Below are 15,109 nucleotides of genomic sequence, written 5' to 3' on the forward strand. Positions count from 1 at the left end.
ATTTTATATTAGTTAAATTCCAATAGAATATCAAGAGGTATATTATGACAAAAATAGGACTTGCTTATATCAATGGAGCGGTTCCAGGATTTGAAGATTTTGGAAATTTACCAACTGACATCGTTAAGGAAAACGGACTTGTTAACGGTAACAATGCCAGCGATGAACTTGACGCGTTAATCATCCCTGGCGGAACATTGATTGAATCAAATGACATTAACATGGGCCTTAACACCGAAATCAGGAAGATGGCCCGTGACGGAAAACCGATTGTCGGAATATGTGCAGGTTTTCAGCTATTGTCCAACCAAATCGACATAGGAAGAAAATCCCCTGTGCCTATTGTAAAGCCCGGTCTTGGACTGATTGACGTGAATTTCTCACCGTTGATTACAAGCGACCGTGTCAAGGCAAAGGTGTTCGACAACTCATTTTTAACAAAAGGCCAGACAGAAGACGTAAACGGATTTCATACCCACACCTACGGTAAGGTTGAGGGGGACGCAAAGCCCTTGTTCTACTCACAGGTTCAAAGGATGAACTATGGCGACACCAACAAGAAAGGGGAATACAACATCTTTTCAGGCGCATGCAATGACGACGGCAACGTTATCGGTACCATGATACATGGAATCCTTGATGAAAATCCAATCATAAAAAACAATCTCCTGGAACAAATAGACGCTACGGATATCGACGACATCTACAATAGAAACAAGGATGTCAAGAGGTTCCTGAGAAGCGAGGTCGGCATCAATACCGGAATCGAAATACCTTCAATTGACCCAATCAAAAAGCCAAAATACCTGATGATTGGAAGTAACGGATCCGACAGCGGAAAGACATTCATCGTTACAGGCCTTGCGGGTGCACTCACAAAAAGGGGCTATAAGGTGGCTCTTCTTAAAGTGGGTCCAGATGTTCGTGACATAATACCTGGATTATACTTGACAAAGGGAAAGATGGAGGACTTCGCTTCAATCAAGATAGGACACCTGGGTTGGGCAGACATAGAGTCTACAATAAACAGGCTTAACAATTCCAACTATGATATAGTGCTCATTGAGGGTGTCATGAGCGTGTTCACAGGTCTTTTGAATGAAAAGGTACCGTTTTCAGCTGCAGAAATTGCAATGTCATCAAATATACCTATGATTCTTGCATCAGGAGTTAACAAGGGCGGAATCGAATCTGCTGCAATTGATTTGGTCTCACATGCCAACATGCTTGAAAAATTCGGAGTCGACGTTGAGGCAATTCTTCTCAATAAGGTATACAACGACGATATATTCGACAATGTGGTTCCGTATATCAAGAACAACACAAGCGTCGAGAACGTTTTAAAACTTCCTAAGTTAAAGTCAGCGGACATGCGCGGATTCATCCCTGAAGTCGAGATACGCTACGAGCTTTTCACTTCACATGCAATGAACCTGATTGAGGACAACCTGGACATTGACTTGATAGTGAGCATGGCCCGTGAGGTAGAATTCGAAAAAATATACTCATTCGATGAAATCAAAAGCAAGGTGATTTAATGGCACTTAACCTAAGCCCCGAAAAGGGAGTCAAGCTAACAAAAAAGGACAGAGCCCACGTATTGAAGAAAATGAAACAAGGATGGAAGGCAACATGTCTGATACCTGATTACGTTTTTGACGAGAACGGAGACATTCAAATAGCTTCAGATATGAACCGCCGTGTCGTGAAAATAGTTAGAATCTATGAGGATAACATCCAGATAGAAAAGGCGTTGAAAAGCAAAACGTTGAGAATTCCATTTACAAAAATAGTTTCTATCACAAAGTCATCCGAAATAAGGGATGCTTTGGAAATAAGAATGAACGATGGGAAATATGTGGTTTTCAGTATTTACAACTCTTATAAAATCCAACAGATTACCCAATTCATTGCAAATTATATAGCTAATAACAAAAATTAGCTATTCTTTTAAATATTCATTGATGATGTCTTCGCCTCTAAGCAATACGAGACCATTTTCATCTGCATATTTGCGAACTTTTTCTAGTGAAGTAGCCTGACCGGTTTCACCATCCATCATTTCACAAACTACACAAACAGGAGTTACTCCTGCAAGTTCACATAAAGCAAGACCGATTTCAGTGTGTCCTTGCCTGTTTTTGACAAGTCCGTCAGCTCCTCTTAAAAGACATACGTGACCAGGAGATCTGAAAGTTCCACCAAATTCATCGAATCTTTCCTCTTTCATCATTAATGCTGATTCGGATATGGTCATTGCTCTGTCATGGTCTGTTACACCAGTGAATGATTTTCTGTGATTTACCCAAATTGAAAAGGATGATCTTTCATCGTATGGAATGTCATTTGGAGCAAGTTCAGCAAGTTCCGGATATTTTTCAGTAGCCGCTTGCATGATATCCACCATGAATGGTAAATGGATTGCATCACAATAATCAGGATGTAAACAGTTGCAGATTAATCCGCCTGCATCATTTCTCATGGTTGCGATTGATTTAGGGGTCACAAATTCAGAAGCGATGATCATGTCGACTTCTCCTTCCCTATCGTCATCGTCGAAAACTAGTACGAATTCACCATTTCTAATAGCTTCTAGAGCTTTATCTAAATCTGTTTCGTGATTCATAGTAATGTCTCCTTAATTTACTAGAACCAGGGCTAAAAATAACTATAATACTATTACTTCTCTTCCATCCGGACTGTCACCGTCGGTTTTGGAATCTCACCAAATCAACACTTCCCTGTGCTCGTGGACTTATTTTGTTGTAAAAATCACCACCGGTGGAGAATTTCACTCCGCCCTGAGAACGTATTAAAAAATATATCAATCATATATAAAAAACTTTACGGTAAAAAAAGAAAAAAAAGATATTAGCCTTTAATATCTTTAATCAATGCGACAACACCTGCTGGCAATGCACAGCCAAACACGTGGCCTAAAACTGAAAATTCAAACAGTGAAGCAATTTGTGGAGGTAATACAAAGTGAGGTACAATTCCCTGAAGAACTGAAACTACCACACCAGCCACACCGGCAACAACCAATGCTGAATCTATGCTGTCTTCTAAAAATCCTATTACTATACCTGCAATGAACACAGGTATTAAGAAACTGAATTTACCTACATTGAAATAAGCAAGTATCAATCCCACTATTAAAGCAACGATACCTGCTATAATTGACTTGATTGCTATATCCTTATAATCATATTCCATTCGTACACACCTTAATTAGAATTCAATAGAAACTATATCCCCATCATCTAAATCAAGCTCTTCCCTTAATCTGTTTTCGGCAATGAATTCCAAATAATTTTCGTCATGAGTTGTTTTTGCAGGAAATACTATGGCACCATCGATCTTATCGCATAATTTCGCCTTAATGTATTTGACCGCACCGAATTCCATGTCCGGCTTGATGATGTTTTCACAGCTGTTCTTGATTTCATTGATATCTTCCAGGTATACGCTGTCGACGACGACATTCAATGTTCCTGGATACGGGACGAACCCCAAATTCTTCTTGAACTCACTTGTGTAAAACTCCTGTGATAGGAAAAATGCAGCTTTTCCCAAACCGGTTGTAACTTCACCATCAATTTTCATCAAATAACCTCTCATTAAATTAAATAGAATTAATATACCTATCAAAATTTTAAATAAAATTCTAATTTAATCAAAGAATGCTATAATTCATTAATGTTTTGTTTAAGAAATATAGATTCGATATTATAAAGTATTGATTTTCAATAAATAAATACTTTTTAAGAAATTTATATAATAATTGAAAAACAAAAGTATTAGCGATAAAAATTTTACAGGGTAATTGAAATGAATATAGAAACTATCTCAACAGACGTATTGATTATCGGATCTGGAGGAGCAGGTTCAAGAGCAGCTATTGAAGTTGATGATGCTGGCTTGAAGGCAATAATTGTATCAAAAGGTCTTTCATTCAGGTCTGGCTGTACCGGAATGGCTGAAGGCGGTTACAATGCAGTGTTTAAAACAGTCGATAAGGAAGACTCAATTGATGCTCATATAAAGGACACCATGAAAGGCGGTAGCTTTTTGAATGATGAAAAGCTGGTTAAAATACTGGTAAACGAATCACCTAAAAGGCTTATCGACCTTGAAAACTATGGTGCACTCTTCGACAGGCAGGAATCAGGTGAAATAGACCAGAGACCATTCGGTGGTCAAACCTACAGAAGAACCTGTTACCAAGGAGATAGGACAGGTGCAGAACTTTTAAATGCACTCAAGGAGGAAATCATCAAAAGAGATATCGAATGCATCGAGGAAGTAATGATTACATCACTCGTAACCGAAGGCGACGAGGTAATCGGTGCAACAGGACTCAAACTCAAAGATTCCAGTTTAATTTATTTCAAGGCAAAATCCGTAATTTTAGCAAGCGGAGGAGCTGGACAATTATTCCCTGTAACATCCAACACCTTCCAGAAAAATGGAGACGGTTTCGCAATGGCCTACCGTGCGGGAGCCAACCTTGTGGACATGGAACAAATACAGTTCCACCCAACCGGAATGGTGACCCCAGAATCCAAAAAAGGTGTTCTTGTAACCGAAGCTGTTAGGGCTGAAGGTGGAAAGCTCATCAATAAGGACGGCGAAAGGTTCATGAGCAAATACGCACCTGAAAAGATGGAGCTCGCTACACGTGACGTTGTCGCACGTTCAATCTATCAGGAAATCATTGAAGGCAGAGGAACCGAAAACGGTGGAGTATACCTTGACATTTCACACCTTGATGACGACTACATTGACGAAAAGCTAGAGACCATGGTCTTGCAGTTCGATAACGTTGGCGTTGACATCAAGCACGGACCTATTGAAGTGGCTCCAACCGCACACCACTTTATGGGTGGTTTAAAAATCAATGAAGACGCTTCAACAAACCTTAAAAACCTGTTCGGAGCAGGAGAGGTTTGCGGAGGAGTTCATGGAGCTAACCGTTTGGGAGGTAATGCACTTGCAGACACTCAGGTGTTCGGTAAGATTGCCGGTTTGAGCGCTTCCAAAGCATGCGAAAATGTTGAACTTAAATCCAATGAGAATCAAGTCAAACAGGAAGCTGAAAGAATTGAAAGCCTAATTAAGGAAGGTTCAATCAAACCTCAAGAGTTCAAGAACAACATCAAGAACCTCATGTGGGAAAAGGTAGCTATCGTAAGGGACGAAAAAGGCCTGAACGAGGCACTCAAAAAACTCCAAAAAATGCAGGATGACCTTGAAAACCTGGATGTCAGCGACAATACACAATACAATACAGACCTTGTGACCGCACTTGAAGTGATAAACATGGTTGAAATATGTATCTTATCAGTTAAATCTGCGATATTGCGTAGAGAAAGTCGTGGAGCACATTTCAGATCTGATTTCCCTGAAACAAACGACGAGTGGAAAAGAAGTATTGTAATAAATAAAAATAAAATAGAATTTGAAGCTAGATAGCTTCTTTTAATTCTTTTATAGCTTTTCTAGCTTTTTTGTAAATTTCTTGTTCATCTAAAACAGTCAATTTTTTATTTTCCATTAATATTTTACCGTTACAAATTGTAGTATCCACATTGGAACCATTTGCTGAGTAAATAACATTGGAACTTAAGGATGAACTGTCAGGAACCATATTGGCAGAATTGGTATCGATTAAAATAATATCTGCTTTTTTACCGACTTCGATGGAACCGATTTCTGATTCAAGACCTAAAGCTTCAGCACCTTTGATAGTTGCCATCTCGACTGCCTCATCTGAAGACAATACCTTAGGATCAAGGGTTGCTACCTTTTGAAGCAGGCTAGCGGTCTTTAACTCCTCAATCAAATCAAGGTTATTGTTTGAGGATGCGCCATCAGTTCCTATTGAAACACAGACATCGTTTTCAATCAATTTTGAAACAGGAGAAATACCTGAAGCCAGTTTCATGTTACTGCATGGGTTGTGTGAAACCTTAACGTTATGCTTTTTGATGATTTCGATTTCCTCATCGCTTAGCCATACGCAGTGTGCTGCAACAACATCAGGACCTAAAAAGCCAATCTTATCCAAATATTCAAATGGCCTGAGTCCTTTTTCTTCTAAACTGTCATTGATTTCCTTTTCTGTTTCGGAAACATGAATATGGATACCCATGTTGTACTCGTCAGCCAACTCACGTACTTTAAGTAACAATTCTTCTGATGCAGTGTAGGGTGAATGAGGTCCTAAAAACACCTTGATTCTTCCGTCAGCCATTCCATTACATGAATTGAACAGCTGTAGGTTTTCCTTGATTTCACCTTCTCTTTTTTCCGCATCTCCAAAGTCAATCATTCCATATGACAACACTGCCCTTATTCCAGCGTCTTCCACTGCACGGGCAACGTCTTCCATATAGAAGTACATGTCGGAAAATGTGGTTGTTCCTGACTTAATCAATTCGACTGCGCCTAAAAGAGCACCGATATAACAATAATCACCATTAAGATTAGCTTCCATCGGCCATATGTGATCGTTAAGCCAACTGTCTAAACTCAAATCGTCAGCTAATCCTCTAAATAAAGTCATTGATAAATGAGTATGAGTATTAATCAATCCTGGAAGTAATATTTTTCCTTCTGCATCGATAATTTTGTCTGCACTGCCTTCATCGATGTCATCAGCAATCTCTGCAATTAAATCTTCTTTAATTAATAAGGATTGTTTCTTGTTTTCGAAATTATCTGGATTTAAAATTAATGCGTTCTTAATTAAAATAGTATTATCGCTCATAAATAACACCTAAAAAAAATAAAAAAAAGTTAGCTAAAAACTACTTATAAGTTTTTGATAGCTAATTTGATATCTTCTGCTTTAACAGTTTTACGTTTTGCGATTTTAGCAACATTGTTAGCTTCTTTAGCAACATCACGAGCAACTTCTTCTAAGTATGCAGCTAATTCAGCTTTTGCATCTTCACTTACTCTTTCTGCACCAGATTCTTTGATGATTCTAGCAACAGGAGCTTTTGGTATTTCAGACATAATTTTCACCTCACATAAATTCAGTTAAAACTTATTATTAAGAGATTTTAATAATAAGTTAAATAAGTTTTAATATATCTTAATATTTAAATATTTTGCAAAATTATGCGATTATTTAAAAATAAGATTAAATTATTATTATGATTATCAAATAAAACATATAAAAATTAATACTCTTAAAAAAAAGTATTTAATAATATGATTACAATATATTAATCAGAATTAAAAAAAATTTGAGAGATATGATGAAGATAAAAATTGCTATTCCTTCAAAGGGAAGAATAAGTGAACCTTCCATAAATATCCTAGAAAAGGCAGGTTTAGGCTTAATTGATAAAAACAACAGAAAACTGATTTCAAAAACATTCAACGATAATATAGAGGTAATGTTTGCAAGGGCATCCGACATTCCTGAATTCGTCAACGACGGCGTTGCGGACATGGGAATAACAGGCGTGGACCTGATTCAGGAAAGCGAGTCAGACGTCAACGAACTGCTGGACTTAAGATTCGGCCAAACCAAACTGGTCTTGGCAGCTCCCGAAGAGTCAAACATAAATTCAGTCGATGACATCACTGAAGACATGAAAGTGGCTACCGAGTTTCCTGTTTTAACTCGAAAATACTTTAATGAAAAGGGTCTTGACTTGAAAATCGTCAAGTTGAGCGGATCAACAGAGGCTGCGCCGTTCATCGGAATTGCAGACCTGATTACCGACCTGACCAGTACTGGAACAACATTGAAAATGAACCATCTTGAAATCATAGATGTGATTCTTGACAGTAGCATCAAGCTCATCGCAAACCATGAAAGCCTAAAAACCAAAAAACAATTGATTGAGGCTGTAAGCACCAGCATCAAGGGTGTGCTCGATGCTGACAGGAAAAAACTGATAATGATGAATGTCGATGAGGAGGACTTGGATAAGGTCAAAGAAGTTATGCCTTCAATGGGCGGTCTAACCATATCTGAAGTTTTATCCGAAAGCAAAACCGTTGCGGCACAGGCTGTTATTGATGAAAAGCAAGTGTTCGAACTTGTAAACGACTTAAGAAATGCAGGTGCCCGTGACATTCTCGTTGTGCCAATCGAAAGAATAATATGAAAATCGCAATAATCTATACAACAACTACAGAATCGACAAAAAAGTCCTGCAAGATATTGTCAGGAAAGATCAATGCAGATGTCCAGCTGATACCTATTGGAATCGCAAAAAGCGAATGCATATTGAAATACAATTTCATAATATTGGCAGGATCTGCTTTGAACGGTAAAGTGCAGAGCGATTTAAAATTATACATTTCAAAAAACATTAAAACATTGAAAGGAAAGCCATTGGGATTGATTATCAACTGTGAAGCGAATAAGGACAGATTCAATAAAACATTCACAGAGGAACTTGTTAACTCATCATACATTAACTCAAATTTTGGCTATGAATTGAATCCCGATGAAGGAAATTATATTGAAAAAAGAAAAACAAATAAATTAATCAATGACTATAAGAAAAATAAAGAAAGCCTTCCAACTTTGAACATTGAGGAAATAGACAAATTTGCCGATTACATGAACACTATGATTGAAAAAAGGGTTGATTAAAATTTTTAAGTTAAAAAACATAATTTCAATAAAAGATTTTGAAAGAGAAGACATTGAATACATCCTTGACGAGGCATCCAAACTTGAGGACATTGCTAAATCAAGAGACATTTCAGAGGAACTTAAGGGAAAAATTTTAGGATTGATGTTTTTCGAACCTTCAACTAGGACAAGAATCTCATTTGAAACAGCTATGAAACGTTTGCATGGTCAATGCATCGGATTTACAAGCAGCGGATCAAGTTCGGTGTCAAAAGGTGAAAGCATTGCAGACACCGCCAAGATGTTTGAGGGATACAGTGACGCTTTGGTAATAAGACACGAGCTTGAAGGCGTGTCAAAATTCATTTCAGACATTGTGGACGTTCCTGTAATCAATGCAGGTGACGGTGCAGGCCAGCACCCTACACAGACCCTACTTGACTTATACACCATAAGAAATGAAATAGGAAGCATTGACAATCTAAAAATAGCATTGATTGGTGATTTGAAATTTGGACGTACAGTACACTCACTATCAAACGCTTTATGCCTATTCGACAACGTGAAAATTTATCTTGTCTCACCACCGGAACTCAGAATGCCTCAAGAAGTATTGATTGATTTGGACAAAACAAATGTTGAATATGAAGAAGTGAGCAATATTGAGGACATCATCGATGACGTTAACGTGTTATATGTAACAAGAATCCAAAAAGAGCGCTTCGGAGACATTGACGAGTATGAAAAAATTAAAGGTGCATATATCGTTAATAAAAAAATGTTAGAAGGAAAGGATTTAATCGTTATGCATCCTTTACCTAGAATAGATGAAATTGCAGGGGACGTTGACGATACCAAATACAATAAGTATTTCACCCAGGCAGCAAATGCCGTTCCTGTAAGAATGGCTATTTTAAAAACATTAATTAAAAACAACCCTAAATAGAGTATAAGGCTGTTTCTAATAATTCTTCATCGCATTGAAGCTTGATTATATTAGTTCTACCTTTTCCACGTCCACGTGAAATGGTGTTTGTTGAGATTATTCCCAACAATTCAAGCTCATTGATGAAATCAAAAATTCTTCTGTAGGTAACTGCATCCTTTTTGGAAACTTCAGTGTAAGCATCATAAAGCTTTCCGGAAGTTATTTCCTCACCTTGCTTGGTTAGGTTTAAGATAGCTTCCAATACCCTTTGCTGCTGGAGAGGTAATGTGGACAATATTTCACTGACTTTGCTGTGTTCAATTCTTTCTTTTGCTCTTTTTACATGATCACTGGTTACCTTTTCACAATCCTCATCAAATGCCAATTCACCAGCATTTTTAAGTAAATCCAAAGCGTATCTAGCATCACCCTCTTCCTTAGCTGCCATTGCAGAACATAAAGGAATAACAGCACCTTCCAGAACATCATCATTGAATGAAAGGGCAGCCCTTTCGGATAGGATATCAGCCAATTGGTCTGCTCCATACGGTGGGAAAACAATTTCCTTGTCGTTTAAACTGCTTGTTACTCTTGACTTGATTAAATTTTTAAAGTCTAGATAGTTACTGATTGAAAGTACTGCAACATTGTCTGTTCTTGTCAAGGTGTAGAGGATTCCATCCCCATCCTTATCCAATAGGATATCGATTTCGTCCAGAATTACAATCAAGTGCAATTTCTTTCCAAATGCATTTGTTCTGAAGAGTTCCCTGAATGCATTAACGACTTCAGCTTTTGTCCAACCACGATTTGGAACATCCCTACCAAGCCTGTTACACAATTCTGCCAATACCTGGTATTCTGTTGTGAAGTCTGTGCATCTGACATATTCTATTTTGACAAAGACATGTTCATTGCTTGCTGCTTCAATCAACTGTTCACGTGCGAATTTGGACGCAGCTGTTTTTCCAGTACCTGTCTTTCCATATAAAGTCACATTGGATGGAGTCACATCATCCAATACATCAACCCAATATTTTGCAATCTGCCTAATCTGTTCATCCCTGTGAACTAGCTTTTCCGGTAAAAATCTATGATCCAATGGTTTCTTATCCTTGAATATGGCATTGCGCCTGCGATTACCAAAAAGACTTTCATCCTCAAAAATATTTGACATGTTTTTTCACCTTAATAAAAATTATAAAATAATCCCAAAATTATAAAAAATGTGTAAGTATAATTTCCAGTGTTAATAATATTAAATAGATATTAAATAAAGTTTTTTATTACGAATCATTATAATGAGTAATAAAATTTTAAAAAATATAAAAATTAAATCGATTAAAATCAATAAAGATCTATTTAGAAAATCATATTCACTCAATAACTTATAAAAATAATTATAATTCAATTAATTTAATTTAAACGTTTGATTATTAAATTAAAATTATAATATGAAATGGTACTATTTCAAATATAAGATAAGCATTTCAAGTGTAAAAATTGACTACTAATTATGATTTTAAGGCCTCAGATTCATTGTTGAAAATAGCATCTGAAAAAATTATCATGATTTAACACAAAGACAGAGAGGTGTGTTTCAAGTGTAATGTATTTTGTATGCGAGCCCAAAATCAAGACATGCATTTCAAGTGTAAAATTTGAAAAATCATGAATGAAAATGTAAAAAACAATTATAAGACGTTTAAATCAAAAAATAAGGAAAAAAATTAGAGATAAATTTCAAGTGTTTACAGTTGAAATATACCCCTTCAATCTCGAATATACCTTCGTAAACGTTTCACTTGCAATGCACCTCTCCCTCTCTAAATAAACATGTCATTCTCATTGGAGGGAGTTACACTGATAGAAACATTTCCAAATTTCTGGTCTATTAACCATATGCAATGTAATTTTGACTTGAAAACTCTTTTAAGAGTTCTTATGAATTCATTTTTGGTCAATCCATCCTCAAATATCTGATCAGTAACAACAAATTGCTGTAGAATATCCTGATTGACCTGAAGTTCATAATCAACTAAAAACTTATTCAAACCAAAGTTCAATTCCATGATGAAATCCTTTTGTGTTTTCTTATCTGAAGATTGCATCAGATTCAAGTGTTGAGGAGCCACTTGAGTTGCACATGCAACAACAACACAGTCCTTGTCTTTAGGCTTGACAACATCCATTATGTTTTCATTTGGAAATTCGATAATGAAATGGAAATCTGCATTTTCGTCATATTTCATTTCCCTTAGGAAATCTTCTTCAGTTAGCCATTGTCTTACTTTTTCTTCAATATCCATAATATCATCTTTAATTAATAAAAATTATAATAAATTATTTATTTTTTTATTATATATATTAAACTATGATTGAATATAATAATTTAATTAATGATATTATTAACACAAATATGAGCGGTATTGTCTCATTCAAGTTATTTTTATTTATTATATTAATTTTAATAGCATCATTAATGATTGATATTATATTTGGAGAGCTGCCAACAAGAATACATCCTGTTGTCATAGTTGGATCATTGATTAGTTTTTTCAAAAATATATTCATAAAAATAAGAAGCAGGATTTCAGGACTGTTGGTTATAATAGGCGTGTGTTGTGTTTCAAGTGTAATATTATTTATTATTTATTTAATTTCATCATATAATATTATATTATTATTTATTATATTTTCTATACTATTATCTTCTTCATATTCAATAAATATGCTATTACAGACTGCTGTTGATGTGGAAAATGCATTAAATGAAAGTATTGACAAGGCAAGGCAACTTGTTTCATACCTGGTAAGCAGGAACACAGATGAATTGACAGAAAGTTTCATCGTTTCAGCAGCTGTTGAAAGTCTTACGGAAAACATAACCGACTCATATGTTGCACCGGTATTTTACTATTTTATTATTGGATTGATAACATTATATTATCCTGTTAACCATTATTTATTTGCTTTAATATTGATACCAATGTTTTACAGGATTTTCAATACACTAGATGCAATGTTGGGTTATCAGACTGATGAACTGATTAACATTGGTTTTTTCCCGGCCAAAATAGATGACATATTGAATTTCATACCGTCAAGAATTGCTGGAATATTTGTTGTTATCTCAGCATATCTATTAGGATTGGATGGAAAAAATGCGTATAAAATCATGAGAAGAGATGCAAGAAAATGTCCTTCACCAAATTCAGGTTACACAATGGCAACAACTGCAGGTGCACTCAACATCCAACTTGTCAAGAAGGGAACATATATACTTGGTGATGACAATAAAAAAATAACCTCAGATGACATTTCAAAGGCTGTCAAATTATCAAAATTAACTATTATTTTATTTACAATAACAGTTATATTATTATTTACATTATTATATGTGATATTATGAAAATAGCATTAATTTCAGTATCTGACAAAGGTTTAACATTGGCAAATGATTTGAAAGAAAAGCTTAACGACGATTCGACAATAATAAAAGTTGATTCCTATCATAAGAATGTTAAAAAATATTTTCCGATTTTGTTCGATGAATATGATGCAATAATTGCCATCATGGCTTCAGGAATATTGATCAGGTCAATTGCACCACTTATTGAATCAAAGATTACAGATCCAGCAGTGTTAAATGTTGATGACAATGGAAATTTTGTAATATCAACCCTTTCAGGCCATCTTGGCGGTGCAAACAAACTAACTGAAAAAATTGCAGGTTTGATTGATGCAACACCCGTCATAACCACATCCACTGATGTAAACAACAAATTGGGAATTGACGTTATTGCTAAAGACTTGTATTTGTCAATTGATGATACAAAACAAATTCTTTTTTTCAACAAGGCCATTCTTGATGGGAAAGAAATTTCACTAACCGTAAATCCTAACAGAAATTTCAATTATCTATTTGATTATCTAAACAGTAATACACTTGAAATTAATGTGTCAATTAATTTTTCATCAAAAGTGAATACAGATGAAATACATGTCCACATTGATGAACATGAAATGATTTTGAAAGAGAGAAAAATTGTCGTTGGAATAGGCTGCAGACGTGGCAAGGAATGTGAAAAGATATACAATGGATTAACCCAATCAATTGATGAGCTGAACATTGATGTTTCAAGAATCAATTTACTGGCTTCTGCTGAGATAAAACAGGATGAGAAAGGCATATTGGAATTATCCCAAAAATTAAGCATTCCGGTTGATTTTGTTGAACTTGACAAATTGAGACTATTTGAATCAAATGATGTTGCAAAATCAGAATTCGTAATGTCAAAGTTTGGAATATGGGGTGTCTGCGAACCTTCAGCATTGATAATGGCAGGTTTTGATTCTAAGTTGATTTATAAAAAAACTTCTTATGATGGCGTTACAATTTCAATAGCGGTGTCAAAATAAAATAAAAAATAAAAACTAAATTAGATTGCTTCTAATTTAGATAGAACTTCCCAAATTAAAGTTCTTGCATGTACTGGGATGTTAGGATCATTACTGATTTCATCCAATTTTCCTAAAACAGTACTTATTTTTACTGATTGGTCTTGTTCTTCGTCTTTTAACAATTCAGTAGATTGGCTTGCTGCTTCTCTGATGTTACGAGGAACAGTATTGTTATCTGAAATATAGTCAAGTATTTCACATACTTCATTAATTGCATCATTACTCATTATAACTCCCTCCAAAATAAAATATTTAAAATAAGTAAAATAACTATATTATTTAAAATATATATGACTAATCAATTTAAATAGTTTATGGTATTTGAAACTATTTATTAGAAAAATTTATATTAAATTAAATTGAATTATTATACATGTCAGATATAAGCAAAACTACAATAAACTTACCTGTAGACTTAAAAAAAGAATTAAAAAAGATGGCAATCGATGAAGATACTTCCTTATCAGGATTAATCATTAAAATGATTGAAGAAGGAATGGAATCCAGAAATAAAACTGTTGTTTCAGATGAAGATTAATCATTATCTTCAGCTGAATTTAACATATATGTAACAAATTGAGTTTTAGCGGTCTCTTCAACAAAAACCGCAAGTAACATAGCTTCTTTTAAACTGTCACTAACACAGATTACACCATGGTTTTTCAAGATTAAAACATCCTCATCGCCGATACCTTCACTTGCACTTTTTGCAAGCTCATCGCTTCCAGGTTTTTTGTATTCAATGTAGGATAGATATTCCTGTTTTATTGCTCCGAAACCTTCTAACCTTTTAAGCTTTTTGTTTGAAAATGCAAATCCTGTAGCATATGGTGAGTGAGTGTGAACTATTGCCTGAACATCAGATCTTTTTTTGTAAATTTCCAAGTGCATAAAGACTTCTGAAGAAGGTTTTCCTTTTGTCAATACGTTACCCTCCATATCCACTAAAACAATATCCTCCTCACATAAGTTTGAAAGTGATTTCAATGTAGGGGTGATTGCCACCACATCTCCGAATCTAGCGCTTATGTTTCCGGATTTGCCGGAAACCAATCCTTTGTCATAAACTTCATTTGAAACATCAATAATCTCAGCAATATTTTTTTTCATCA

The 15,109-nt window shown here is 35.2% G+C and carries 18 protein-coding genes and 1 riboswitch; of the genes, 9 read left to right on the forward strand and 9 right to left on the reverse strand.

Annotated features, from left to right (window positions below):
• Positions 1-44: 44 nt before the first annotated feature.
• Positions 45-1,538: a DJ-1/PfpI family protein gene (locus ILA26_RS09765; RefSeq protein WP_292896784.1), complete on the forward strand. Its 1,494-nt coding sequence runs from the start codon at positions 45-47 to the stop codon at positions 1,536-1,538.
• On the forward strand, positions 1,538-1,942 hold the full coding sequence (locus tag ILA26_RS09770; RefSeq protein WP_292896786.1) for a hypothetical protein: 405 nt from the start codon (positions 1,538-1,540) through the stop codon (positions 1,940-1,942). Before ILA26_RS09765 ends, ILA26_RS09770 begins: the two co-directional genes overlap by 1 nt.
• On the opposite strand, the gene ribB is transcribed toward ILA26_RS09770, so the two are convergent.
• From ribB to ILA26_RS09785, 3 genes are all read right to left on the reverse strand, one after another.
• Complete coding sequence (gene ribB / locus ILA26_RS09775) at positions 1,943-2,626, reverse strand: 3,4-dihydroxy-2-butanone-4-phosphate synthase (RefSeq protein WP_292896788.1); 684 nt, start codon at positions 2,624-2,626, stop codon at positions 1,943-1,945.
• A 52-nt stretch (positions 2,627-2,678) separates the two neighbouring features.
• Positions 2,679-2,814, reverse strand: a riboswitch (FMN riboswitch).
• Positions 2,815-2,871: 57 nt separating this feature from the next.
• Positions 2,872-3,216, reverse strand: a complete 345-nt coding sequence (locus ILA26_RS09780) for a hypothetical protein (RefSeq protein ID WP_292896790.1) — start codon at positions 3,214-3,216, stop codon at positions 2,872-2,874.
• A gap of 15 nt (positions 3,217-3,231) precedes the next feature.
• Positions 3,232-3,606, reverse strand: coding sequence for a DUF120 domain-containing protein (locus ILA26_RS09785; RefSeq protein ID WP_292896792.1), 375 nt, complete (start codon positions 3,604-3,606; stop codon positions 3,232-3,234).
• A 225-nt stretch (positions 3,607-3,831) separates the two neighbouring features.
• Here ILA26_RS09785 and tfrA point away from each other — a divergent pair, with 225 nt between their 5' ends.
• Positions 3,832-5,475: a fumarate reductase (CoM/CoB) subunit TfrA gene (gene tfrA / locus ILA26_RS09790; protein ID WP_292896794.1), complete on the forward strand. Its 1,644-nt coding sequence runs from the start codon at positions 3,832-3,834 to the stop codon at positions 5,473-5,475.
• Here tfrA and ILA26_RS09795 read toward each other — a convergent pair.
• Both ILA26_RS09795 and ILA26_RS09800 read right to left on the reverse strand, forming a co-directional pair.
• On the reverse strand, positions 5,468-6,772 hold the full coding sequence (locus ILA26_RS09795; RefSeq protein WP_292896796.1) for an amidohydrolase family protein: 1,305 nt from the start codon (positions 6,770-6,772) through the stop codon (positions 5,468-5,470). The genes tfrA and ILA26_RS09795 overlap by 8 nt on opposite strands.
• A gap of 44 nt (positions 6,773-6,816) precedes the next feature.
• Positions 6,817-7,023: a histone family protein gene (locus ILA26_RS09800; RefSeq protein WP_292801434.1), complete on the reverse strand. Its 207-nt coding sequence runs from the start codon at positions 7,021-7,023 to the stop codon at positions 6,817-6,819.
• 245 nt (positions 7,024-7,268) lie between these two features.
• Between ILA26_RS09800 and hisG the strand changes: the two genes are divergently transcribed.
• From hisG to pyrB, 3 genes are read left to right on the forward strand one after another with little or no spacing between them, the layout of a single operon-like run.
• Positions 7,269-8,129 (forward strand): ATP phosphoribosyltransferase, encoded by an 861-nt coding sequence (gene hisG / locus ILA26_RS09805; RefSeq protein WP_292896798.1) that lies wholly within the window; start codon positions 7,269-7,271, stop codon positions 8,127-8,129.
• Positions 8,126-8,623 (forward strand): flavodoxin domain-containing protein, encoded by a 498-nt coding sequence (locus tag ILA26_RS09810; protein ID WP_292896800.1) that lies wholly within the window; start codon positions 8,126-8,128, stop codon positions 8,621-8,623. The genes hisG and ILA26_RS09810 overlap by 4 nt, the downstream gene beginning before the upstream one ends.
• Positions 8,616-9,551: an aspartate carbamoyltransferase gene (gene pyrB, locus ILA26_RS09815; RefSeq protein ID WP_292896802.1), complete on the forward strand. Its 936-nt coding sequence runs from the start codon at positions 8,616-8,618 to the stop codon at positions 9,549-9,551. Before ILA26_RS09810 ends, pyrB begins: the two co-directional genes overlap by 8 nt.
• Here the strand turns inward: pyrB and ILA26_RS09820 are convergent.
• Together ILA26_RS09820 and ILA26_RS09825 are read right to left on the reverse strand one after the other, a co-directional pair.
• Positions 9,544-10,710 (reverse strand): orc1/cdc6 family replication initiation protein, encoded by a 1,167-nt coding sequence (locus tag ILA26_RS09820; RefSeq protein ID WP_292896804.1) that lies wholly within the window; start codon positions 10,708-10,710, stop codon positions 9,544-9,546. The genes pyrB and ILA26_RS09820 overlap by 8 nt on opposite strands.
• A gap of 649 nt (positions 10,711-11,359) precedes the next feature.
• Positions 11,360-11,842 carry a DUF2299 family protein gene (locus tag ILA26_RS09825; RefSeq protein ID WP_292896806.1) on the reverse strand — a complete coding sequence of 161 codons (483 nt, stop codon included), beginning with the start codon at positions 11,840-11,842 and terminating at the stop codon, positions 11,360-11,362.
• Between the two features lie 110 nt (positions 11,843-11,952).
• Here ILA26_RS09825 and ILA26_RS09830 point away from each other — a divergent pair, with 110 nt between their 5' ends.
• Both ILA26_RS09830 and ILA26_RS09835 read left to right on the forward strand, forming a co-directional pair.
• Complete coding sequence (locus ILA26_RS09830; protein WP_292896866.1) at positions 11,953-12,945, forward strand: cobalamin biosynthesis protein; 993 nt, start codon at positions 11,953-11,955, stop codon at positions 12,943-12,945.
• Complete coding sequence (locus ILA26_RS09835; RefSeq protein WP_292896808.1) at positions 12,942-13,955, forward strand: cobalt-precorrin 5A hydrolase; 1,014 nt, start codon at positions 12,942-12,944, stop codon at positions 13,953-13,955. Before ILA26_RS09830 ends, ILA26_RS09835 begins: the two co-directional genes overlap by 4 nt.
• Before the next feature lie 20 nt (positions 13,956-13,975).
• On the opposite strand, the gene ILA26_RS09840 is transcribed toward ILA26_RS09835, so the two are convergent.
• Positions 13,976-14,224, reverse strand: a complete 249-nt coding sequence (locus ILA26_RS09840) for a UPF0147 family protein (protein ID WP_292896810.1) — start codon at positions 14,222-14,224, stop codon at positions 13,976-13,978.
• 146 nt (positions 14,225-14,370) lie between these two features.
• On the opposite strand from ILA26_RS09840, the gene ILA26_RS09845 reads away from it, so the two are divergent.
• On the forward strand, positions 14,371-14,535 hold the full coding sequence (locus tag ILA26_RS09845) for a Met repressor (RefSeq protein ID WP_292896812.1): 165 nt from the start codon (positions 14,371-14,373) through the stop codon (positions 14,533-14,535).
• Here the strand turns inward: ILA26_RS09845 and ILA26_RS09850 are convergent.
• Positions 14,532-15,107, reverse strand: a complete 576-nt coding sequence (locus ILA26_RS09850; protein WP_292896814.1) for a class II aldolase/adducin family protein — start codon at positions 15,105-15,107, stop codon at positions 14,532-14,534. The two genes, ILA26_RS09845 and ILA26_RS09850, sit on opposite strands and share 4 nt — an antisense overlap.
• Between the last annotated feature and the right edge of the window lie 2 nt (positions 15,108-15,109).

Origin of the sequence: Methanobrevibacter sp. (genome assembly GCF_017940815.1) — an archaeon.
Classification (GTDB): domain Archaea; phylum Methanobacteriota; class Methanobacteria; order Methanobacteriales; family Methanobacteriaceae; genus Methanocatella.